The 19,789-nt window shown below is 65.9% G+C and carries 20 protein-coding genes; 13 read left to right on the plus strand and 7 right to left on the minus strand.

What is annotated here, in order from left to right; all coding sequences use genetic code 11:
• Positions 1 to 12: 12 nt before the first annotated feature.
• Positions 13 to 1,374 (plus strand): replication-associated recombination protein A, encoded by a 1,362-nt coding sequence (locus F7O44_RS02935; RefSeq protein WP_162448664.1) that lies wholly within the window; start codon positions 13 to 15, stop codon positions 1,372 to 1,374.
• Between the two features lie 80 nt (positions 1,375 to 1,454).
• Here F7O44_RS02935 and F7O44_RS02940 read toward each other — a convergent pair whose 3' ends face one another.
• Together F7O44_RS02940 and manD are read right to left on the minus strand one after the other, a co-directional pair.
• Positions 1,455 to 2,420, minus strand: a complete 966-nt coding sequence (locus tag F7O44_RS02940; protein ID WP_162448665.1) for a ketopantoate reductase family protein — start codon at positions 2,418 to 2,420, stop codon at positions 1,455 to 1,457.
• A 67-nt stretch (positions 2,421 to 2,487) separates the two neighbouring features.
• Positions 2,488 to 3,714: a D-mannonate dehydratase ManD gene (manD, locus tag F7O44_RS02945; protein ID WP_162448666.1), complete on the minus strand. Its 1,227-nt coding sequence runs from the start codon at positions 3,712 to 3,714 to the stop codon at positions 2,488 to 2,490.
• A 240-nt stretch (positions 3,715 to 3,954) separates the two neighbouring features.
• Between manD and F7O44_RS02950 the strand changes: the two genes are divergently transcribed.
• The 10 genes from F7O44_RS02950 to F7O44_RS02995 all read left to right on the plus strand — a co-directional run bounded on the left by F7O44_RS02950 (position 3,955) and on the right by F7O44_RS02995 (position 13,776).
• Positions 3,955 to 4,344: a DUF948 domain-containing protein gene (locus F7O44_RS02950; protein ID WP_162448667.1), complete on the plus strand. Its 390-nt coding sequence runs from the start codon at positions 3,955 to 3,957 to the stop codon at positions 4,342 to 4,344.
• The gene (locus tag F7O44_RS02955; protein ID WP_162448668.1) at positions 4,341 to 4,646 is read left to right on the plus strand and encodes a DUF6167 family protein; all 306 of its coding nucleotides are present in this window, start codon (positions 4,341 to 4,343) and stop codon (positions 4,644 to 4,646) included. The genes F7O44_RS02950 and F7O44_RS02955 overlap by 4 nt, the downstream gene beginning before the upstream one ends.
• 2 nt (positions 4,647 to 4,648) lie before the next feature.
• Entirely contained in the window at positions 4,649 to 7,330 is a 2,682-nt protein-coding gene (gene alaS / locus F7O44_RS02960; RefSeq protein ID WP_162448669.1) for an alanine--tRNA ligase, read from the plus strand.
• Positions 7,331 to 7,332: 2 nt separating this feature from the next.
• A complete protein-coding gene (gene ruvX, locus F7O44_RS02965) occupies positions 7,333 to 7,788 on the plus strand; it encodes a Holliday junction resolvase RuvX (protein WP_162448670.1) in 456 nt (151 codons plus the stop codon).
• Positions 7,788 to 8,942, plus strand: coding sequence for an endolytic transglycosylase MltG (gene mltG, locus F7O44_RS02970; RefSeq protein WP_162448671.1), 1,155 nt, complete (start codon positions 7,788 to 7,790; stop codon positions 8,940 to 8,942). Before ruvX ends, mltG begins: the two co-directional genes overlap by 1 nt.
• Positions 8,926 to 9,804, plus strand: a complete 879-nt coding sequence (locus F7O44_RS02975; protein ID WP_222850989.1) for a shikimate dehydrogenase — start codon at positions 8,926 to 8,928, stop codon at positions 9,802 to 9,804. Before mltG ends, F7O44_RS02975 begins: the two co-directional genes overlap by 17 nt.
• On the plus strand, positions 9,801 to 10,493 hold the full coding sequence (locus F7O44_RS30000) for a prepilin peptidase (protein ID WP_162448672.1): 693 nt from the start codon (positions 9,801 to 9,803) through the stop codon (positions 10,491 to 10,493). The genes F7O44_RS02975 and F7O44_RS30000 overlap by 4 nt, the downstream gene beginning before the upstream one ends.
• Before the next feature lie 179 nt (positions 10,494 to 10,672).
• Positions 10,673 to 12,556, plus strand: coding sequence for an ABC transporter ATP-binding protein (locus F7O44_RS02985; protein ID WP_162448673.1), 1,884 nt, complete (start codon positions 10,673 to 10,675; stop codon positions 12,554 to 12,556).
• A 99-nt stretch (positions 12,557 to 12,655) separates the two neighbouring features.
• Positions 12,656 to 13,168 carry an SRPBCC domain-containing protein gene (locus F7O44_RS02990; RefSeq protein ID WP_162448674.1) on the plus strand — a complete coding sequence of 171 codons (513 nt, stop codon included), beginning with the start codon at positions 12,656 to 12,658 and terminating at the stop codon, positions 13,166 to 13,168.
• A complete protein-coding gene (locus F7O44_RS02995) occupies positions 13,165 to 13,776 on the plus strand; it encodes a TetR/AcrR family transcriptional regulator (protein ID WP_162448675.1) in 612 nt (203 codons plus the stop codon). Before F7O44_RS02990 ends, F7O44_RS02995 begins: the two co-directional genes overlap by 4 nt.
• Here F7O44_RS02995 and F7O44_RS03000 read toward each other — a convergent pair.
• Positions 13,733 to 14,587, minus strand: coding sequence for an MmyB family transcriptional regulator (locus F7O44_RS03000; RefSeq protein WP_162448676.1), 855 nt, complete (start codon positions 14,585 to 14,587; stop codon positions 13,733 to 13,735). The two genes, F7O44_RS02995 and F7O44_RS03000, sit on opposite strands and share 44 nt — an antisense overlap.
• Positions 14,588 to 14,784: 197 nt before the next feature.
• On the opposite strand from F7O44_RS03000, the gene F7O44_RS03005 reads away from it, so the two are divergent.
• Positions 14,785 to 15,534: an SDR family NAD(P)-dependent oxidoreductase gene (locus F7O44_RS03005; RefSeq protein ID WP_162448677.1), complete on the plus strand. Its 750-nt coding sequence runs from the start codon at positions 14,785 to 14,787 to the stop codon at positions 15,532 to 15,534.
• 40 nt (positions 15,535 to 15,574) lie between these two features.
• Here the strand turns inward: F7O44_RS03005 and F7O44_RS03010 are convergent, their stop codons facing one another.
• The 4 genes from F7O44_RS03010 to F7O44_RS03025 form a co-directional block, all read right to left on the minus strand.
• Positions 15,575 to 16,429 carry a polysaccharide deacetylase family protein gene (locus F7O44_RS03010; RefSeq protein WP_162448678.1) on the minus strand — a complete coding sequence of 285 codons (855 nt, stop codon included), beginning with the start codon at positions 16,427 to 16,429 and terminating at the stop codon, positions 15,575 to 15,577.
• A gap of 142 nt (positions 16,430 to 16,571) precedes the next feature.
• Positions 16,572 to 18,152, minus strand: a complete 1,581-nt coding sequence (locus tag F7O44_RS03015) for a substrate-binding domain-containing protein (RefSeq protein WP_343073825.1) — start codon at positions 18,150 to 18,152, stop codon at positions 16,572 to 16,574.
• 188 nt (positions 18,153 to 18,340) lie between these two features.
• On the minus strand, positions 18,341 to 18,544 hold the full coding sequence (locus F7O44_RS03020) for a DUF1918 domain-containing protein (RefSeq protein WP_162448680.1): 204 nt from the start codon (positions 18,542 to 18,544) through the stop codon (positions 18,341 to 18,343).
• A 199-nt stretch (positions 18,545 to 18,743) separates the two neighbouring features.
• Positions 18,744 to 19,349, minus strand: coding sequence for a DJ-1/PfpI family protein (locus F7O44_RS03025; protein WP_162448681.1), 606 nt, complete (start codon positions 19,347 to 19,349; stop codon positions 18,744 to 18,746).
• A 91-nt stretch (positions 19,350 to 19,440) separates the two neighbouring features.
• Between F7O44_RS03025 and F7O44_RS03030 the strand changes: the two genes are divergently transcribed.
• Positions 19,441 to 19,764 carry a rhodanese-like domain-containing protein gene (locus F7O44_RS03030; protein ID WP_162448682.1) on the plus strand — a complete coding sequence of 108 codons (324 nt, stop codon included), beginning with the start codon at positions 19,441 to 19,443 and terminating at the stop codon, positions 19,762 to 19,764.
• Positions 19,765 to 19,789 lie beyond the last annotated feature (25 nt).

Here is a 19,789-nt window from a genome sequence, read left to right on the forward strand (position 1 = left end):
AGGCTCGGCTGTATGGAGCAAGAGGGACTCTTCGGGCAGGCGCCGGCATCCTCCAGGCCCGGAGGCTCGCTGGCGGGCGCGGATCAGGAGTATGCGGGCCAGCCTCTGGCCGTACGGATGCGCCCTCGGACGCTCGACGACGTCATCGGCCAAGATCATCTACTTGGCCCGGGCACCCCATTGCGCCGCCTCGTCGAGGACGACCAAGCGATGGCGCTTGTGCTCTGGGGCCCGCCGGGAACCGGTAAAACCACCCTCGCGTACGTGGTGAGCCGCGCCACTCAGCGTCATTTCGTCGAGCTCTCGGCCGTGACGGCCGGGGTGAAAGACGTGCGCGAGGTGATGGAACGGGCTCGTCGTGAGCTGGTGAAGACGGGGACGGGCACAGTGCTGTTCGTGGACGAGGTCCACCGGTTCTCCAAGACGCAGCAGGACGCCCTGCTGCCAGGGGTAGAGAACCGGTGGGTGTCGCTCGTCGCCGCCACGACCGAGAACCCATTCTTCGCCCTCATCAGTCCTTTGCTCTCGCGATCGCTGTTGCTCACCCTGGAGCCGCTGAAGCAGGAGAACATCGAGGAGGTCTTCGACCGCGCGCTGAGCGACGAACGCGGTCTCGGCGGCGAGGTGAAGATCGACGATGACGCGCGCGAGCACCTCGTCCGGCTGGCCGGCGGTGACGCACGCCGAGCGCTGACGTACCTCGAGGCGGCGGCCGGCGCCGCCGCGGCCACCACTGAGGCGACCATCACCCTCGGCATCGCGGAGAAGGCGGTCGACCGCGCGGCGGTGCGCTACGACCGCGACGGCGACCAGCACTACGACGTCACCAGCGCACTCATCAAATCGATCAGGGGCAGTGACGTAGACGCTGGTTTGCACTATCTGGCGCGGATGGCTGAGGCAGGTGAAGACCCGCGGTTCCTCGCCCGCCGGCTGGTAATCCTGGCCAGCGAAGACATCGGACTGGCCGACCCCTCAGCGCTGCAGACCGCGGTGGCAGCGGCGCAGGCGGTTCAGCTGATCGGCTGGCCGGAAGCCCAGATCACTCTGGCGCATGCGGTGATCGCCCTGGCGCTGGCGCCCAAATCGAACAGCGTGGTCAAGGCGATAGGCGCGGCTTCAGGTGACATCCGCGCGGGTCTGGCTGGCCCGGTGCCGCCAGCACTGCGCGACTCACACTACTCGGGTTCCAAGAAGCTGGGCCATGGCAGCTCCTACGCCTACGCGCACGACGACCCCCGCGGCGTCGTCGAGCAGCAGTACGCGCCGGACTCGGTCGCGGACAAGCAATACTACGAGCCCACCACACGCGGCGCCGAACGAGACTACGCGGAGCGCTACGCCCGCCTACGCAAGATCATCCGAGGCCGGTAGACGTCGTCAACGTGCCCTGGCCGCATCGCCCAGCCAGGCCGCGTTGGCGTTGTCCTGGAGTTGACCGATAGCGGCACTGTTCAGGATCCCAGCCGCCGAAGAATCTCGGCCTCTGAAACACTGCCGGCGGCACGGCGCCCCGTCACCACCTCCACGGCCAGGCGCTGCAGCAGTTCATTCACCGGCGTCGGCACGCCGTGCAGCCGTCCGAGCAAGACGATCTCGCCGTTGAGATAGTCGGTCTCGATCGAGTTCAACCCGCGGGTGGCGCTCTGCCATGTCGAACCGCCGCCACGCGACTTTCCGCCGACGGGGCGCACGGTGAGCAGGTCGCCCCGTCGCTCCTTGTCCTCTTCGCCCGACACGAAACCGACCCCGGCGGCTTCGAGACACGACGCACCTTCCTGGCGGGCGCGATGGGCGATCTCCAAGCCGGTGCCGAGACCACAGACGATCTGCACGGCGTTGCCGAGATTCAGCAGTAGCTTGCCGTACTTCCATCGCATGATGTCCTCGACCGCCCGGCTGTCGAAGCGTGACCCCATAAGTGCCGCGGCCACCGCCTGGCTCGTGGCGTCGGTTCCGGACGGATAACGGCCGACGTCGAGCAGGCCGGAAATCGGTGCCGAGCTGGCTTGCACCACGCCGGGTTCAAGGAACGTGGCCGGGCACATCACATGTATGCCATAGACATTGACAAATCGCCGAAGCGCCTGCTGCTCGTTGTCCACCCCGTTCTGGGCGCATATGACGGGAAGCTCCGGCGGCGCGACAGCGGCCAGAGCTTCCAATGCGGCCACGGCGTCTTGGCTCTTCGTCGCGATCACGGCGACGTCGCCGTCCCGCCAGCCGATCTCGGAGACGTCGCCGTGCACTGGAACGTCCACGGTGACAGCGTGGTCCGGATCCTCCACCCGCAGGCCACGCCGCCGGATCTCGGTCAGGTGGGGCCCCCGGGCGATGAGAGCTGTGGTGTACCCGTGCTGGTGCAGGCGTCCGCCGATGACGCCGCCGATGGCCCCGGCACCGACGATCACTATCCGCATGAGACTCAATCCTGCCCGAACGATGGGACTGCGCCGCCCTGCCACCCCCGGCGGCGCGGCATGGCACTCACCAGTCGTGGACCGTCCCGTCACGCAACCGGTTGACGGGAAGATAGGCAGGCTCGTACGGGTGTTTCTCAGCGAGCGCCTCGTCGTAATCGACGCCCAGGCCGGGAGCGTCGCCCGGGTGCAACAGCCCGTCACTGAACCGGTAGCTGGTACGGAACACCTCGAGTGTCTCGGGGGAGTGGCGCATGTACTCCTGGACCCCGAAGTTGTGGATCGCGATGTCGAGATGCAACGCCGCGGCCATCCCGACCGGTGAGATGTCGGTGGGGCCGTGAATGCCTGACTTGATCTGATAAAGCGCGGCGAAGTCGAACAGCTTCTTCATCGGAGACACGCCGCCGGCGTGCGTCACCGCGGAGCGAACATAGTCGATGAGCTGCTCAGTGATGAGCGTCTGATAGTCGAACGCGGAGTTGAAGATCTCGCCGATGGCCAGTGGCGTAGTGCTGTGCTGGCGCACCAGGCGCAGCGCTTCCTGGTTCTCCGCGGGAGTGCAGTCCTCGAGCCAGAAAAGGTCGTAGGGCTCCAGTGCCTTGGCCACCTTGGCGGCTTGGATGGGTGTCATCCGATGGTGGGCGTCATGCAGCAACGGGATCTCGGGTCCGAATTCGTTGCGTACAGCCTCGAAGACGGCCGGAATATGACGCATATAGGCCCGGGTGTCCCACGTCTCTTCGCTGGGCAGCGCCGTCCGCTGGGCTGGCTCGTAGTCATAGCGCTCCCCGATCTGAGTACTCGCGGAGACTCCGTAGACCTGGTCGAGTCCAGGCACCCCGGTTTGGATGCGGATGGCCCGGTATCCGAGTTCCAGATGGGCACGGATGGAATCGAACAACGCCTCTAGATCGCTTCCGCTGGCATGACCGTACGCGAGCGCACCGGTCCGGCTGGCGCCGCCCAGCAGCTGATACAACGGCAGGCCCGCGACTTTGGCTTTGATGTCCCACAACGCGGTGTCGACGGCCGCGATCGCGGCCATGGTGACCGGGCCACGTCGCCAGTACGCGCCCCGGTAAAGGTACTGCCAGGTGTCTTCGATGCGGTGGGCATCGCGTCCGACCAGCAGGGCGGCCACGTGATCGCGGAGATAAGACGCCACGGCCAGTTCCCGGCCGTTGAGCGTGGCGTCGCCGTAGCCGACGACGCCGTCGTCGGTAGTGATCTTGAGCGTGACGAAATTCCGGCCAGGGCTCGTCACGAGCACGTCCACGTGGGTGATCTTCATAACTCTCCGGGGTCTTGGCGGTGATGGCTCGAACGTCATCCGCAGAGACGTTCGCGTCGTGCACAGAGTATCGAGGCATATCAGACACCCGCTTGGCAACCGGTTGCCAAGAGTTGCCGACGACGTCCTCCCGGGCGCGGGCCGGTGATCGGAGAAGTCGGACGGCATCCGATTGCCGGGCGCGGTAGGGTCGGGCTCTGAACACGCGAACATCCATCCGCACGGAAGGGCGGCACCTCCATGTCCGTAGGCGAGATCGCCGGGCTCCTCGCGGCCGTGGCATTCGTCGCACTCGTCGCCATCCTGGCCTTGCCGGTCATCAAGTTCGGCAAGACCGTCGACGAGCTCACCAACACTGTCCGTGACCTGCGCAGAGAACACGTCGCCAAGACCGCTGTCACGGTCGACGAGACCAACGCGCTGCTGGCCTCCACCAACGCTCAGCTACAGCGGGTCGAGGCCATCACCGCCAACGCGCAAACAGTGACCACCAACGCGGCAGCCATGTCATCGCTGTTCGCGGCAACCGTCGGCGGGCCCATGGTCCGGGTGGCGGCTTTCACCTACGGTGTCCGTCGCGCGATGGCCACCCGCAAGGAAGGCAAGAGCGGTAGAGGAGGACGCAGATGAAACGCGTCTTCTGGATCGCGCTGGGAGCTACGGCCGGGGTGCTGATCGTGCGCAAGCTGACCAAGGCTGCCGACAGCATGACGCCCGAAGGTGCGGCCGACCAGGTGTCCAAGGCGCTGAACTCGGTGTCGCAATCTATCCGCGATTTCACCGAGGACGTCAAGGCCGGCATGGCCGAACGTGAGAGCGAACTTCGCGATGCCCTCGGCGTGTCGGACAATGGGAGTGACACGTACGAAGAGCCCGACTTGGAGGCCGTCGACAGCCTCCTGTATTCCAACCAGCGGAGAGGCACTTTCTAAACATGGAAACCGCCGAGATCCGGCGCCGCTTCCTCGATCACTTCGACCGGAACGGTCATACCGTCGTCCCGAGCGCGCCGCTGATTTCACCTGATCCGTCGGTGCTGTTCGTCATCGCCGGCATGGTCCCGTTCATTCCGTATCTGACCGGTCAGCAGGCGGCACCGTGGCCCCGGGCCACCAGCGTGCAGAAGTGCATCCGCACGGGCGACATCGAAGAGGTCGGTAAGACCACCCGGCACGGCACCTTCTTCCAGATGAACGGCAACTTCTCCTTCGGTGATTACTTCAAGGAAGGTGCCATCACCTACGCCTGGGATCTCATCACGCGCTCCCAGGCCGACGGCGGCTACGGTTTCGACCCCGCCAAGATCTGGGTCACCGTCTATCACGACGACGACGAAGCTGCCTCGCTCTGGCGCAAGATTGCCGAACTGCCGGAAGAACGCATTCAGCGCCGCGGTCTCAAGGACAACTACTGGCACACCCATCAGCCAGGCCCGGGTGGCCCGTGCAGCGAGATCTACATCGACCGAGGCCCGCAGTACGGCCCCGACGGCGGCCCGGTGGTGGACGAGGACCGGTTCCTGGAGATCTGGAACCTGGTCTTCATGCAGGAGGAGATCACCGACGTCAAGAGCCAGGAGGAGTTCCGCGTCGTCGGCGACCTTCCATCCAAGAACATCGACACCGGCATGGGCATGGAGCGCGTCGCCTACCTCCTGCAAGGTGTCCAGAACATGTACGAGATCGACCAGGTCTTCCCGGTGATCAAACACGCGTCCGCGCTCTCCGGCCGGCGCTACGGCGCTGATCACACCGACGACGTCCGGCTGCGCGTGGTCGGCGATCACATCCGCAGCTCGCTGATGCTCATCGGCGACGGCGTGACGCCGTCGAACGAAGGGCGTGGCTATGTGCTGCGCCGCCTGCTGCGCCGCAGCGTTCGCGCGATGCGTCTGCTCGGCGTCGACACCCACGCACTGCCGGAGCTGTTGCCGGTCAGCCGTGATGCGATGAAGGCGGCCTACCCGGAGCTCGACTCCGACTTCCAGCGGATCTCACGCATCGCCTATGCCGAGGAAGAGACCTTCCGAAAGACGCTGCAGACCGGAACCCAGATCTTCGACCTGGCCGCGGCCGAGACCAAGCAGAGCGGTCAGCCGGCACTGGCCGGCCAGACGGCGTTCAAGCTGCACGACACTTACGGATTCCCCATCGACCTGACGCTGGAGATGGCCTCGGAACAAGGCCTCTCCGTCGACGAGCCGGAGTTCCGGCGGCTGATGAGCGAGCAGCGCGAACGCGCCAAGGCCGACGCCCGGGCCAAGAAGACCGGTCATGCGGACATGAGCGCCTATCGTGAGCTCCGCGAGCCCGGACCCACACCCTTCACCGGGTACCAGGAGCTCGAGTCGGACAGCCGGGTGCGTGGTCTGGTCGCTGACGGCCGGGCCTTACCGGCCGCGGCCGAAGGCGACGTCGTCGAGGTGGTCCTCGACCAGACGCCCTTCTATGCCGAGTCAGGTGGCCAGGACAGCGACGACGGAGTCATCGTCGGCGACGGTTTCGAGCTCAAAGTGCTCGACGTGCAACGCCCGATCAAGGGCCTGATCGTGCACAAGGTCCGGGTCAACAAGGGTGAGGTGCGCGCCGGGCACGACGTTCTGGCCAAGGTCGATCCGGAATGGCGCATCGGTGCCTGCCAGGCACATTCCGGCACGCACGTGGTGCATGCCGCGCTGCGGGAGGTGCTCGGCCCTCAGGCGCTGCAGAGCGGTTCCTACAACAAACCCGGGTATCTGCGTCTCGACTTCGCCTGGGGACAGGCTCTCGGGCAAGAGACCCGTAGCGAAGTCGAAGAAGCCGCCAATCTCGGCATCCGCCGCGATCTTCCGGTCTCTGCCACGTACATGCCGCTGGAGAAGGCCAAGGAGATCGGCGCGCTAGCGCTGTTCGGTGAGACGTACGACGAGGACGTGCGCGTCGTGGAGATGGGCGGCGAATGGTCACGTGAGCTTTGCGGTGGCACACATGTCGCCCGTTCCGCGCAGATCGGACTCGTGACACTGACTGGAGAGAGCTCCGTCGGCGCCGGATCGCGGCGAGTCGAGGCCTTCGTGGGCATCGAGGGCTTCCGTTATCTGGCCCGCGAGCGCACCCTGGTGAGCCAGCTCGCCAGCTTGCTCAACGTTCAGCCCGAACAGCTGCCCGAGCGGGTATCCCGGCTCGTGAGCCAGGTCCGCGAGTCGGAGAAGAAGCTCAACCAGCTACGCGCGAGCGAACTCGGCTCCAAGGCGGGTGAGCTCAGCGCGGCGGCCAAGGACGTCTATGGCGTCAGCTTCGTGGGCCACCAGGCGCCGGCCGGCAGCTCGGCTGACGAACTCCGGACCCTGGTTCTCGACGTCCGCGGCCGCCTCGGCAATGAACGCCCCGCTACCGTGGTGATGTCGGCCGAAGGCGCCAACGGCCGTCCCGTCGTGGTGATCGCGACGAACGAGGAAGCTCGCCGCTGGGGTCTGAAGGCCGGTGAACTGGTCAAGGTCGCCGCTCAGACGCTCGGTGGGGGTGGCGGTGGAAAGGACGACGTCGCGCAGGGCGGCGGCTCGGATGCCACGAAGATCGCCGAGGCGCTCGCACGTGTCGAGCATGTCGTCGGCGAGACCGTGACCCGCAGTTCCTGACGATGCGTCCCGGACGCAGGTTGGGTGTCGACGTCGGCCGGGTACGAATTGGGGTGGCCGCGTCGGATCCCGGCGGAGTGCTGGCCACACCGGTCGAGACCGTCCGACGTGGCCACGGCGACCTCGCGCGGCTGGCAGCGCTGGCAGCCGAGAGAGAAGTGGTGGAGGTAGTGGTCGGATTTCCACGGACACTACGCGGCCAGGAGGGTCTGGCGGCCGATGAGGTGCGGGCGTTTGCTACCGAATTGGCAGGTTTTGTGGAACCATGTCCTGTCCGGCTGGTCGATGAGCGGATGACGACGTCGGTCGCGACCCGGCACATGCGTGCACAGGGAACATCGTCGCGCCGGGGGAGGAAGAGCATCGATCAAGCGGCTGCCATGATTATTTTGCAAGACGCGCTCGACATGGAACGGACCAATGGTGTGCCTCCGGGAGAGGTTGTGACAGGAGCCTGATGAGTCATACGGGAGCGTCGGCCGACGCCGACGGCCAACCCCGTTCGCGGCATCGTGCACGGCGAAAGCGGCGGAAGAAACGCCGGGTCGGTTCTTTCTTCGCCGTGTTGCTTTCGCTTGCCGTGATCGGCGGCCTTCTGGCCGGCATCTATTACGGCGGTAGCGCCGTGATGAACGCGATGTCGGGCTGGTTCGGTGACGCCGAGGACTATTCCGGCCCGGGACACGGTGAGGTGACCGTGACCATCGAGGAGGGGTCGTCGCTGCGTGCGATGGGCTCGGTGCTGGTCGAAGCGGACGTGGTAGCGAGCGAGGAAGCGTTTATCCAGGCCGCCGAACGTGAGCGGGGCTCGATCCAGCCGGGCACGTACACACTCGCCCAGCAGATGAGCGCTGAGGACGCCGTCACGTCGCTGGTCGAAGGTGGTGGCGTTTTGGAACGGGTGACGGTGCCGGAGGGGTTCCGGATCAGCCAGACCCTCGAACGCCTCGCCCGCGAGTCGGACTTCGAGGTGGAAGAACTGCAAGAGGCGCTCGACGAGGCTGAGTTGCCGGACTACGCGGAGGACGACGCCGAAGGCTTCTTGTTCCCGGCCACCTACGATCTACGCCGCGACGACACCCCCGAGACCATGTTGCAAGCGATGATCAACCGCTTCGAGCAGGCAGAGCGCTCACTCGACCTTTCCACCCGGGCCGATGAGCAGGACCTGAGCCTGCGCGAGATCGTCACCGTCGCCAGCATCATCCAGCGCGAGGTCCGAGCCGACGACGACATGGCGCGGGTGGCGAACGTGATCTACAACCGGCTGGACGGCGAATGCGCAGCCGCGGGCGTGGCGAACAATCTCCTGCAGATGGACTCGACCGTGCACTATGCCGTGGACGACTATTCGAGCGTGTTCACCTCGTCGGAGATGCGCCAGATCGACTCGCCGTACAACACCTACCTGAACTCCGGGCTGCCACCGGGGCCGATCGCGTCACCGGGCGAGGCGGCGTTGGAAGCGGCCGCGAACCCAACCGACGACGCGTATTGTTACTTCGTGACCGTCAATCTGGAGTCGGGCGAGACGAAATTTGCCGACACCGAATCCGGCCACGAAGCCAACGTCCAGGAGCTACGCGAGTACTGCCGTGAGAACGACTGCTGACGGCGTTGCCGATGGGCGGGTGCGCAACTGCGCGGTGCTGGGATCACCGATCGCGCACTCGCTGTCACCGGTGATACACCAGGCCGCGTATCGCTATCTCGAGCTCGAATGGACCTACACGGCATACGAGGTCGATGAACCGGATCTGGCCGGATTTGTCGCCGGGCTCGACCACTCGTGGCGGGGTCTGTCGCTCACCATGCCGCTCAAGCGAGTCGCGCTCGACGTCGCCGACGACGCTTCCGGCCTTGCTCGCACGGTGGGTGCCGCCAATACGCTGATTCGCGCCGACGACGGAAGGCTGTTCGCCGACAACACCGACGTGCCGGGCTTCATGGGTGCGCTCGGCGAACGCGGGATCGGCACCCCTGACGCCAAGCCGGGCACTGTTTGCGTGTGGGGCGGCGGCGCCACGGCGGCCAGCGTGCTGGCGGCACTGGCCACACTCGACGCGGGCACCACACATCTACATGCCCGTTCGGCGCAGCGCGCCAAGGAGGCGCTGGAGCTCGCGGAGGCTCTGGGACGCCCGGCCGGATACGTTCCCTGGGAGGTCGCCGACGTATGCGCGACGTCGGAACTGACGGTCAACACGGCTCCAGCCGGGGCTCTTGATCCCTTCGCGGAGGCTCTGACGACGAATGTCAACGGGGAACGGGCGCTGTTCGACGTGCTGTACGAGCCGTGGCCGACGCCCCTAGCCGCGCGCTGGGCGCAAGCCGGCGGAATCGTTCTGGGCGGACTGGATCTGCTTGTGCACCAGGCGCTCGGGCAGGTGCGGTTGATGACCGGTCACGACGTACCGGTCGATGTGCTCCGTGACGCCGCCCAGCGGGCATTGTCCCTGCGTACGCGGACGTGATCCCTCTTCTGGCCGCCCTCGGCGGCGTCGTCGGCGGTATATTGCCGCGGCTGATCGCCAGGATTCCGGACCGGGAACCAGCGGACGGTGAACCGGCCCCGACGCCGTACCGGCAGCTGGCCGCCATGCGCACCCTGCCCCTGATCCTCGCGGTGGCCACCGCCACGGTATGGGTCCTGATCGGTACGTCACATGCCGGCCTCGGTGCCGCGACGATCGCCTACTTGCTGGTAGGCGCGTTCGGCACGGCCATGGCGTATATCGATGTGCGCGAGCACCGGTTACCGGACTGGCTGACCCTCCCGGCGCTGGGGATCGCCGGTCTCGTACTCGGAGTCGTAGCGGCCGTCGAGGGGGAGTGGGGGCCGTACGGGCGCGCTTGGGCCGGCGCCTTCGCCGTCCTCGCGTTCTACCTCTTACTGGTGCTGATCCGGCCATCTGACCTGGGGCTCGGCGACGTCAAGCTGGCGGCCGTCATCGGGCTGCTGCTCGGCTGGATCAGCTGGCCGGTGCTGGTCTTCGGGGTGTTCGCCGGATTCGCCGTCGGCGCGATGATCAGCTTGGCGCTGCTGATCACTGGCCGCGCCGGACGTCGTACGTCCATCCCGTTCGGTCCGGCCATGCTGCTGGGCGCGCTGATCGCCGTGGTGTGGGGCGAACCGATCGTCGACGCATACCTGGGCCTCTAGCGCCTCACCCCATCCCGCCATCCGGCATCTGGCTCGCCCCACCAACTTCACCCACCAACTTCCCCCGATCACCGGGGGAGTGGCGCGGGTTGACCTGAAGCAAACTTTAGGTCCTACGCTCGGAGCACTGCTGGAACAAACGCTGCTGCACCCAGGTTGACCTGCTAGGAGGCCCCAATATGAGCATGGAAGTCACGGCCTGGAACGCCGTGTACAACGCGATGCACGCCCAGGAGGACAAACGTCCGTTCTCCAAGGCGACCATCAAACGCATCATCGGGTTCGCCCAGCCACATCGCCGTGAACTGATCGGATTCCTGTTCCTGAGTGCCATCGGGGCCGGGCTCGCCGTCGCCACACCAGTGCTGGCTGGCCGGGTCGTCGAAGCGATCATCAACGGTGAGAGTACCGGGCTGGTTGCCGGACTGGCCGTCGTGATCGCGGTCATCGCGGTAGCCGAAGCAGGCTTCGGCCTGGTAGAGCGGTGGTTCTCGGCACGTATCGGTGAAGGGATCATTCTCGATCTTCGAACGAGCGTGTTCGGCCACGTGCAGAAGATGCCCATCGCCTTCTTCACCCGGACCCGGACCGGAGCGCTGGTCAGCAGGCTGAACAACGACGTGATCGGCGCGCAGCGGGCCTTCAGCGACATCCTCTCCGGCGTGGTCAGCAACTTCGTCACTCTGGTCCTCGCACTCGTGGTGATGATGAGCATCTCCTGGCAGATCACCCTGCTGGCTCTTGTCCTGCTGCCGGTCTTCGTCCTGCCCGCGCAGCGTATGGGCACCCGCCTGGCAAGGCTCGAACGTGAGGCCGCCAACCATAACTCGCACATGAGTACGCAGATGACCGAACGCTTCTCCGCTGCTGGAGCCACCCTGGTCAAGCTGTTCGCGCGCCCGGACAACGAACTGTCTGAATTCGCCGCCCGCGCCAGCCGGGTCAGGGACATCGGCGTACGCACCGCGATGGTGCAGTGGGTGTTCATCACCGCGTTGACTTTGGTCGGTGCGCTGGCACTAGCTCTCGTCTACGGCCTCGGTGGTTTCTACGCACTGCGCGGGCAGCTCGACGCCGGGTCGGTGGTGGCGCTCTCGCTCCTGCTCACCCGCCTCTACGCGCCGTTGACCTCGCTAGCCAGCGCACGGGTCGAGGTCATGAGTGCTCTGGTGAGCTTCTCCAGGGTGTTCGAAGTGCTCGACCTCAAGCCGCTGATCGACGAGTCACCCACTGCCCAGCCGGTTCCGGATGGTCCGGTGACGGTGGAGTTCGACCACGTGGACTTCGGATACCCGTCAGCGGACAAGGTATCGCTCGCGTCGCTGGAGGAGGTCGCGAAGCTCGACGTCCGAGGCGGTGAGCAGATTCTTCACGACGTGTCGTTCGTGGCAGAACCCGGGCAGATGGTGGCGCTCGTGGGTTCGTCCGGGGCCGGGAAGTCCACGATCGCGCAGCTGATTCCCAGGCTCTACGACGTCGACGACGGCGCGGTCCGGCTATCCGGCGTCGACGTGCGCGACCTGTCGATCGACTCCCTTCGGCAGACCATCGGGATGGTGACCCAGGACGGCCACCTGTTCCACGAGTCCATCAGGGCGAACTTGCTGCTGGCTCGAGCTGATGCCAGCGAAGAGGAACTCTGGGACGTCCTGCGGCGAGCCCGCCTCGACCAGTTGATCGCCTCCCTGCCAGCAGGGCTCGACACCATCGTGGGGGAGCGGGGCTACCGGCTTTCAGGCGGCGAGCGGCAACGGCTCACCATCGCCAGACTGCTGCTGGCCCAGCCTCGCGTAGTCATCCTGGACGAGGCGACAGCCCACCTCGACTCGACGTCGGAGGCAGCGGTCCAAGCTGCTCTGGGCGAGGCATTGGCCGGACGGACCGCGGTGGTCATCGCCCACCGCCTCTCTACGGTGCGCACCGCGGACCAGATTCTGGTGATCGAGGCCGGGCATGTGGTCGAGAAGGGCACCCACACCGAGCTAATGGCTCACGGCGGCCGGTACGAGGAGTTGTATCGCACCCAGTTCGAGGAACAAGAGATCGTCGAACCCGTCGCCTGAGACCGGATTCGAGACGTGGCCTAGCGTCGGCTAACGGTGTTAGCTATAGTGTAGCTAACACCGTTAGCCGGCGCTGCCGGCGTTCTGCTTGGGGGACAGATGCTCTACCGGGTCCTTTTGATCACACTCGGCTCGATTGTCGTGCTAGGCGCGGGGCTGTACGGCTGGTCACGTGTGTCGCCCACCGAGATTCACACGGAGATCGAGATTGACGCACCTGTCGAGGACGTGTGGCACGTCCTGACCGGCTTCAGCGAATACGAGGAATGGAATCCCTTCATGGTGAAAGCCTCAGGGGAGGCCCAGGTCGGTGAGACGCTGGTCAATACCCTGGTGACTGACGGCTCAACCATGACGATCAAACCGCAGGTCACCGTCGCCGACCCCGGTCAAGAGCTTCGCTGGCTGGGCCGTTTCGTGCTGCCCGGCGTGGTTGAGGGTGAACACTACTTTCTGCTGGAGCCGACCAGCGACAACGGCACTCGTCTGGTCCACGGTGAGACCTTTACCGGGATGCTAGTACCCTTCGCAGGCGGAATGCTTGACGTCGGGAACGAGTTCGAGTTGATGAATCAAGCACTGAAAGCCCGGGCTGAGGGACTCACGCATTGAAGCCCGCTCGGCCGCCGCTGACACCGTTGACACCGCGAGCGGCGCAGATCGTTGACGTCGGGCGGCTGATTCTCGAAGAGCAGGGTCCCGGCTCGTTGACCATGCGCACAATCGCCCAGCGCCTCGGCATCCGGGCGCCGTCGCTGTACAAACACTTGCCGGACAAACAGGCACTCGAAGCAGCACTCATCGAACGCGGCCTGGCTGAGATGGGGGACACGCTGTACGACGCGCTGGAAACCGCCGAGGAGGACGGCACCGACCGAGGGGCAATCCGGCGAATCTCGGCGTTGCTCGCGGCATACCGCGATCATGCGAGAGCTCACCCGAACATGTACCGGCTCGGCACGGCCGGGCGGTTGCCGCGTGAACGGCTTGCGCCCGGCCTGGAAGAGTGGGCTGGCACGCCCTTCTTCCTCGCCGTGGGCGACCCATATCGCGCCCAGGCCCTGTGGTCGTTCGCGCACGGACTGGTGATCCTCGAACTCGACGCGCGGCTGCCGGCCGATTCGGACGTATCTCGTACCTGGGCCGAAGGGGCGGCGGCGTTCGCGGTCAGCTCGGTTAGCTCGCCACCGCGCGCAGAGCACCGGGACGGCGCCCGGTGAGCTCGTCGATGGACGCCGCGGTGGCGTCGTCGGCGGGCAGATAGACGACGAGTCGCTGGCTGTCGGGATCGGGCAACGCCAGTGTCTCGTAGGCGAGCCGGAGTTCCCCGGCGTCGGGGTGGACGAGGCGATCCACCCCGCTGCGTTCGGGTAATGCCGGAGGCGCCGTCATCCGATCGGTGAACGGCGCGCCCGCGGTGACACTCAGCTCGTCGGTGAGCTCGCTGGCGTGTGGGTCGTCGCCGGACTGTTCTGCCCGGAGATTGGCCACCAGCTGGTCAGCCACGTCGTCCCAGTCCGGATAGACGTCGTGGGCGCGGGCGTCGGTGAAGACGTAGCGCAGCAGGTTGGGTGACTCGCCGTCCAGGAAGTCCGGGGGAGCCACACAGCGTCGATACCCGGCTGTCCACGCCAGAACATCGTTGAGCCGGTTGAGCAGCACTGCTGGCGTGGGTTCGAGCAGATCAAGCAACGCCCGCACGGTGGGGCGCACCACCTGCGCGGGCGGCTGACTACCCGCACAGAGTCCGTCGCCACTGGCGGATTTCGCGAGAACCAGCAGGTGAAAGCGCTCCTCGCTGGGCAGCCTCAGGGCGTCGGCGAGCGCGCCGAGCACCTGGCTGGACGGATGCCGGTCACGGCCCTGTTCGATGCGGGTCAAGTACTCGACGCTCACTCCGGCCAAAGTGGCGAGCTCGGAACGGCGCAGGCCCGGTGTACGCCGCCGCGGCCCGGTGGGCAGGCCCACATCGGACGGCAACACGCCTTCGCGCCGAGTGCGCAGGAAGAGTCCGAGTTCGTTGTCGCTCACAACCACCGACCATACCCATTCGCCCAGCCGGACGTCTGCCTGACCGCGGGGCCCGAGGGTGGCCCTCTCGGGACTACCCTCGGCGCGGTCTCCCTCAGAGTCGTGAACACCTGCAGTGTGGGGTTCAGCCCGCTGCACGCCCGATTCGCCGGGCTCGCCACAGGGGCGTTTCGTTTCAGACATCACGAGGAGAAAAAATGGATCTTGGCTTGACCGGCCGCACGGTCATCGTCACCGGCGCGTCAGGGGGGATCGGCCGCCATATCGCCCAGGGTTTCGCCGCCGAAGGCGCCAACGTGGTCGTGACCTTTCGCAACACACGCGACCAGGCAGAACAGGTCGCCAAGGAGATCGGCGACAAAGCGCTGGTCGCCCATTTCGACTTGGGTGATCCCGAGTCGAGTCAGGCGCTGGTGGCCGCGACCCTCGAGTGGAGCGGCCGGATCGACGTCTTGATCAACAACGCGGTCGACTGGGGGAGTACCGGCTCGGAAAAGCCGTTCGAGGACGCACCGGACAGCGACTGGCTAGGGACATTGCGCGCCAACGCGGAGGGGGCGATCCGTCTCAGCCGGGCCGTCGCGCCAGTGATGCGTGAACAGCGTTGGGGGCGGCTGGTGCATGTCTCATCGAGCATCGCTACGGACGGCATGGCAGGCGGCGAGTACTACGGCGCTGCCAAAGCCGCATTACACGGTTTCAGCCGCTCGGTCTCGTTCAGCCTGGGACGAGACGGTGACATCCTGTCCAACGTCGTCATGCCGGGATTCACCAGAACGGAGACCAACGTCGAGATGGCGGAGGCCTACGGCGCTCAGTTCGCCGCCACGGCAGCTATCGGCCGGTTGCTCGACGCCCCCGAGGTCGCTGGCCCTATCGTCTACCTGGGGTCGGCCGCGAACACCGGCATCACCGGGCAGGTGATCAGCGTGACCGGCGGCACCTGAGGCAGCACGACGCGGCTCGGACGGGCTCGGTCCATCCGCGTCACGACGTGGGTGGCACAACGGTGTCGTAGCCGACCGCATCAAGGATGGCCAGGATGTAGGCGAGCGCCCGCACCGTCTCGGATCGATCGCCCCCGCCGTCGTGGAGGAGCACGACAGCCCCAGGCTCGACTCCTTCGATCACACGCTTGGCGATTCCCGCCGCTCCTGGCCGGTCCCAATCTTTCGGATCAACGGTCCAGTCCAGAGCGGTGAGTCCGTGCTCTTCGACGATGGGCGCGACCTCAGGGGAGACGTGCGTACCGGGTTGCCGGAAGAACCTCGCGCCGGCACCCGGCACGGCATCGTCGATGGCCTCAGCGGTGTCCGAGATCTCTTCGCTGATCCGGGTGGCAGAACGCGTGGACAGTTCGTGATCGTGTGAGTAGGTGTGATTACACAGTGCGTGACCTTCGTCGACGATTCGCCGCACCAGATCGGGCCGTTCACGGACTTTCTCGCCGACGACGCAGAACACCGCATGGGCGTCGTGCGCGGCCAGCATGTCGAGGATCTGCGGCGTGTACGTGGCGTGCGGGCCGTCGTCGAAGGTCAGGGTGACCGCGGCGTCGACTGAAATGGGTGGCAGGTCCGGAATGGCGATGCCACCGGTGTCGGGGAAGTAGTCGCCGGCTGTGCCGCCGCCGGAGCCGGACGAACCGGAATCCGAGCTGCCGGCATCGTCATCTCCCGATCGGCCCGTGCCGGTGTCGGCGCTGCCGTCGCCATCCGGCGAGGGGCTGCTGGCCGGGTTGCCACTCGTCGAGATGGTTTCGTCGCCAGAGCCATTGTTCGCCATGCCGTACGCGAACAGCCCGACCACCAGACCCACCACGACAGGCGCCGAAACCTTCATGCGTCTCCCTGGCCGAGGACAGGACGAAACCTCTATTGATCGTAAACGATCACTCGGCCATCATGGCAAGCTTCGACCGATTCAGCCGGTCACGACCTTCGGCATCGCACTAGGGAGCGCCAGTGCTCGAGCGAACTGTGGCTCAGCAGTTGGGGCGGCACTGCCGTTCCAGCATGGCCCGCATGAAGACCTCGCCGATGTCCTCGGGGTTCTCTGCCAGGTAGGCCGTCGTACCCGTGGCCTCGGAGATCCGCTCCAGGGACGCCATGTCCGCTTCCGGGCTGATGCCGATCGTGATGATCGGTACCGGCGCCTCCGGATCGAATTCCTCCGCCAGCGCGGCCAGCAGAGCGTCGATGCCAATGCTGTCCGGGTGGTCTTCGTCCTTTCCATCCGTCATCAGCACAACGGAGTTGACCTTCTCGGGCGCGTATGTCTCGTTCATGTGCCGGAAAGCGGCGAGGGTCGTGTCGTAGAGGGCAGTGCCACCCCCGACCAGGCCGGGGAGTTCGCCGAGCGTTGCCACCAGCTCGTCGAAACGAGTCTGCTCGCCAGTTTCCTCGTCCATCCGGGCAACGGGAAAGAGCTCCTCGTGATGGTTCGGCGGGTCGAGGAGTACGGAGAAGATCCATAGGCCCACTTCACTCGTAGGGGCGAGGAGCTCGATGGCTGCGCCGGCGGCATCTCGGGTGAGCTCGATCCGAGTGCTGCCGCCGGAGGTCTCGGTGTTCATCGAACCGGAGACATCGATCACCGTGAGCATCCGCATCTGCTGCGAGAGCGCAGCCCACAGCTGCGACAGCTCGGCCAGCGCCGCGGCCTCCGGTTCCTCGAAGAGCTCCGGCATCGCCGGCTGTGTGCCGTCGTAGACTCCGGCGGTGGCCGCCGCGGCGCCGTCCGCGCTGCGGAAACCGTCGTCGTGAAGCTGCTCAACCGCCTCCGGCGTGCTCAGATAGCCGACGAACCCCGTCACCACGTCTGGCACCGACGCGTCCTCACCCGGCACCGCGAAGGCCGGGAAGTCGAAGACGAATGTGCCCTCGACCGGATACAGCGCCACCACGCCGTCGCCCTCCGACGTGTGGTTGTACTCGATTACCGATTGCTCACTGGCCGGGAAGAGGGCCGTCGCGCGTGTCTCCGCGGAAAGGCCGTCGTAGGCCTCTCCCACACTCGGCACCGCCGACTGCGCCGCCCCCGCCAACGCGCCGACCAGCTGCACTTCTTCCAGGTCAGCGCTCAGGCTCTCACGTACCGCCAGCAGGCCGGCGAAGCCTTCGGTTGTGGTGCCCGGGTCGATCATCCGCGCTCGATCGTCACCGATGATCTGGCGCCATGAGTAGTCTCCGTCCGGCCACCCCAGCTCGCTGGCGACCGAACGCGGAGCCACCACAACCAACGGCGAAGACGCGACGTGGGCCAGTTGTTCTACTTGCGAAGGATCCTCGATCCGATGACCCCACAGGCTGCTGTCCGGAATCCACAGATCGGGTCCATCCGGAGTTCCAACCGTGGGCGCCACCTGAAAGCCCGGCACGCTGACGACGTTCAATTCGTCGCATCCACTGAGCTCGTCGTCTATCTCCTGATACGCCGCGGCCAGCCTGTCGATCGTCGCGGCGATCGCGGGCGCGGCCGCCACTTGTACGACATCGTCGGCGTCACATGAATTCGCCTGCGCGCTGAGGAGTTCGCGTGCGCCGAATGCCCCAGCAACAAGCACGGCCAAAATGACCACGGTAATCGTCAGTATCCGGCCCAACGGCGTGCCCTGTTGGGCCGCCGACGCATGACGTCCTGGCATACCAAAGCCCCCCCGGCTATCGATGAACCGCAGCGTAGCCGGATATGCGTTAGTCCGCTATCACCGAGGGTGGCCGGTATGTCGGATTTGCCGTGAAATTGGGTTTGCTACTCCGCCGGGTAGCTGTCGGCCGGCTGGACACGAGCGTCCGGGCCCGGGTATACCAGGGCCTCCGCGCCGCTGTCGGTCCAGCGCACCAGGAATGGCGGCGCGCCGTCGGGGCCGTGCGTCTCCAGAATCTCACCGTCCCGCCGCGCCACACCGACCTTCGGCCCTTCGACGACCAGATGATCTCCTGTGTGTGCGTACACGTCAGCCTCCTCGTATTCTCACCGTCGTCCGAATCGCCGTCGTCCGAATCGCGGCAGCTCTACTACCTACCAATGTGCTCCTGGAGAGGCATTATTCGCAAGGAGAAGTCGCAAGCCCAAGGAGCCGATCCACGCCTGTTCGGCCGGTCGTCATCGCAGCGTACGTAACGATCGTGCAACAGCGGGCCGTGGATCCCCGTCAGGCCGGTGGTTCGGGATCGTACTGGATGCCTCGGCGGACGTCGCGTGCTCGGTTCGTACCAGCGAGCCGAACGATGAGACGCAACGCCATGTCAATGCCTGCCGACACGCCGGCGGAGGTGACCACATCGCCGTCGTCGACGAAGCGCTCATCGCGCCGGACGTCGATGGTGGAATCGAGTTCGGCAAGCCGGTCGAGTGAAGCCCAATGGGTCGTCGCTGGGCGATTCTCGAGCAGGCCCGCGGCGGCGTAAACGAGCGAACCGGTGCACACACTAGCCATGATTGGAGTTGTCTTCCGCTGCCGGCGCACCCAGTCGAGGTGGGTGTCATCGTCGAGCATCTTCCGGGCGCCGCGCCCGCCCGGAAAGATCAGCACATCTACCGGCGGCACATCGGTAAACGAATGGTGAGGATGTATGGTCAAACCCTTGGCGCACGTCACAGGAGCGCCGTCTCGCGACACGCAGGACACCGTGTAGCCGTCCTCTGGATATCCATGGGTCCAGAAGGACAGCACTTCCCACGGGCCGACGGCGTCCAGTTCCTCGACTTCCGGAAACAACACGATCGCGATGTGTTTGCCCGTTCCGTTCTCAACCATGACGCAATCCAAACACGTGCGGCGGCGCGCCTCGGGGGACCGAACCTCTCCCGCTGGGCTTGTGCCGGGCGTCACCTGCGAGACTGAAGAAATGAACGTCGCCGAGGTCAGTGTGAATGACATTCCTGAGGATGCACCGCTGGTGGACGTCCGCGAGGACGCCGAGTGGCAGGCCGGCCACGCGCCCAACGCCGTGCATGTGCCGATGAGTCAGCTTCCGGCGCGACTCGAGGACATCCCCGACGACGCACCGCTGTACATCATCTGCAAGGTCGGCGGCCGCTCGGCCCAGGTCGCGGCTTGGCTCAACAGCATGGGCCGGGAAGCGGTGAATGTCGCCGACGGCATGGCATCCTGGGCAGACGCAGGCAAGCCGATGGTGAGCGAGACCGAACACCCGCCGTTCGTGGCCTGAGCGCAAGGCGCGACGCACCCAAACG

Origin of the sequence: Phytoactinopolyspora mesophila (genome assembly GCF_010122465.1) — a bacterium.
In the GTDB taxonomy this organism is placed as follows: domain Bacteria; phylum Actinomycetota; class Actinomycetes; order Jiangellales; family Jiangellaceae; genus Phytoactinopolyspora; species Phytoactinopolyspora mesophila.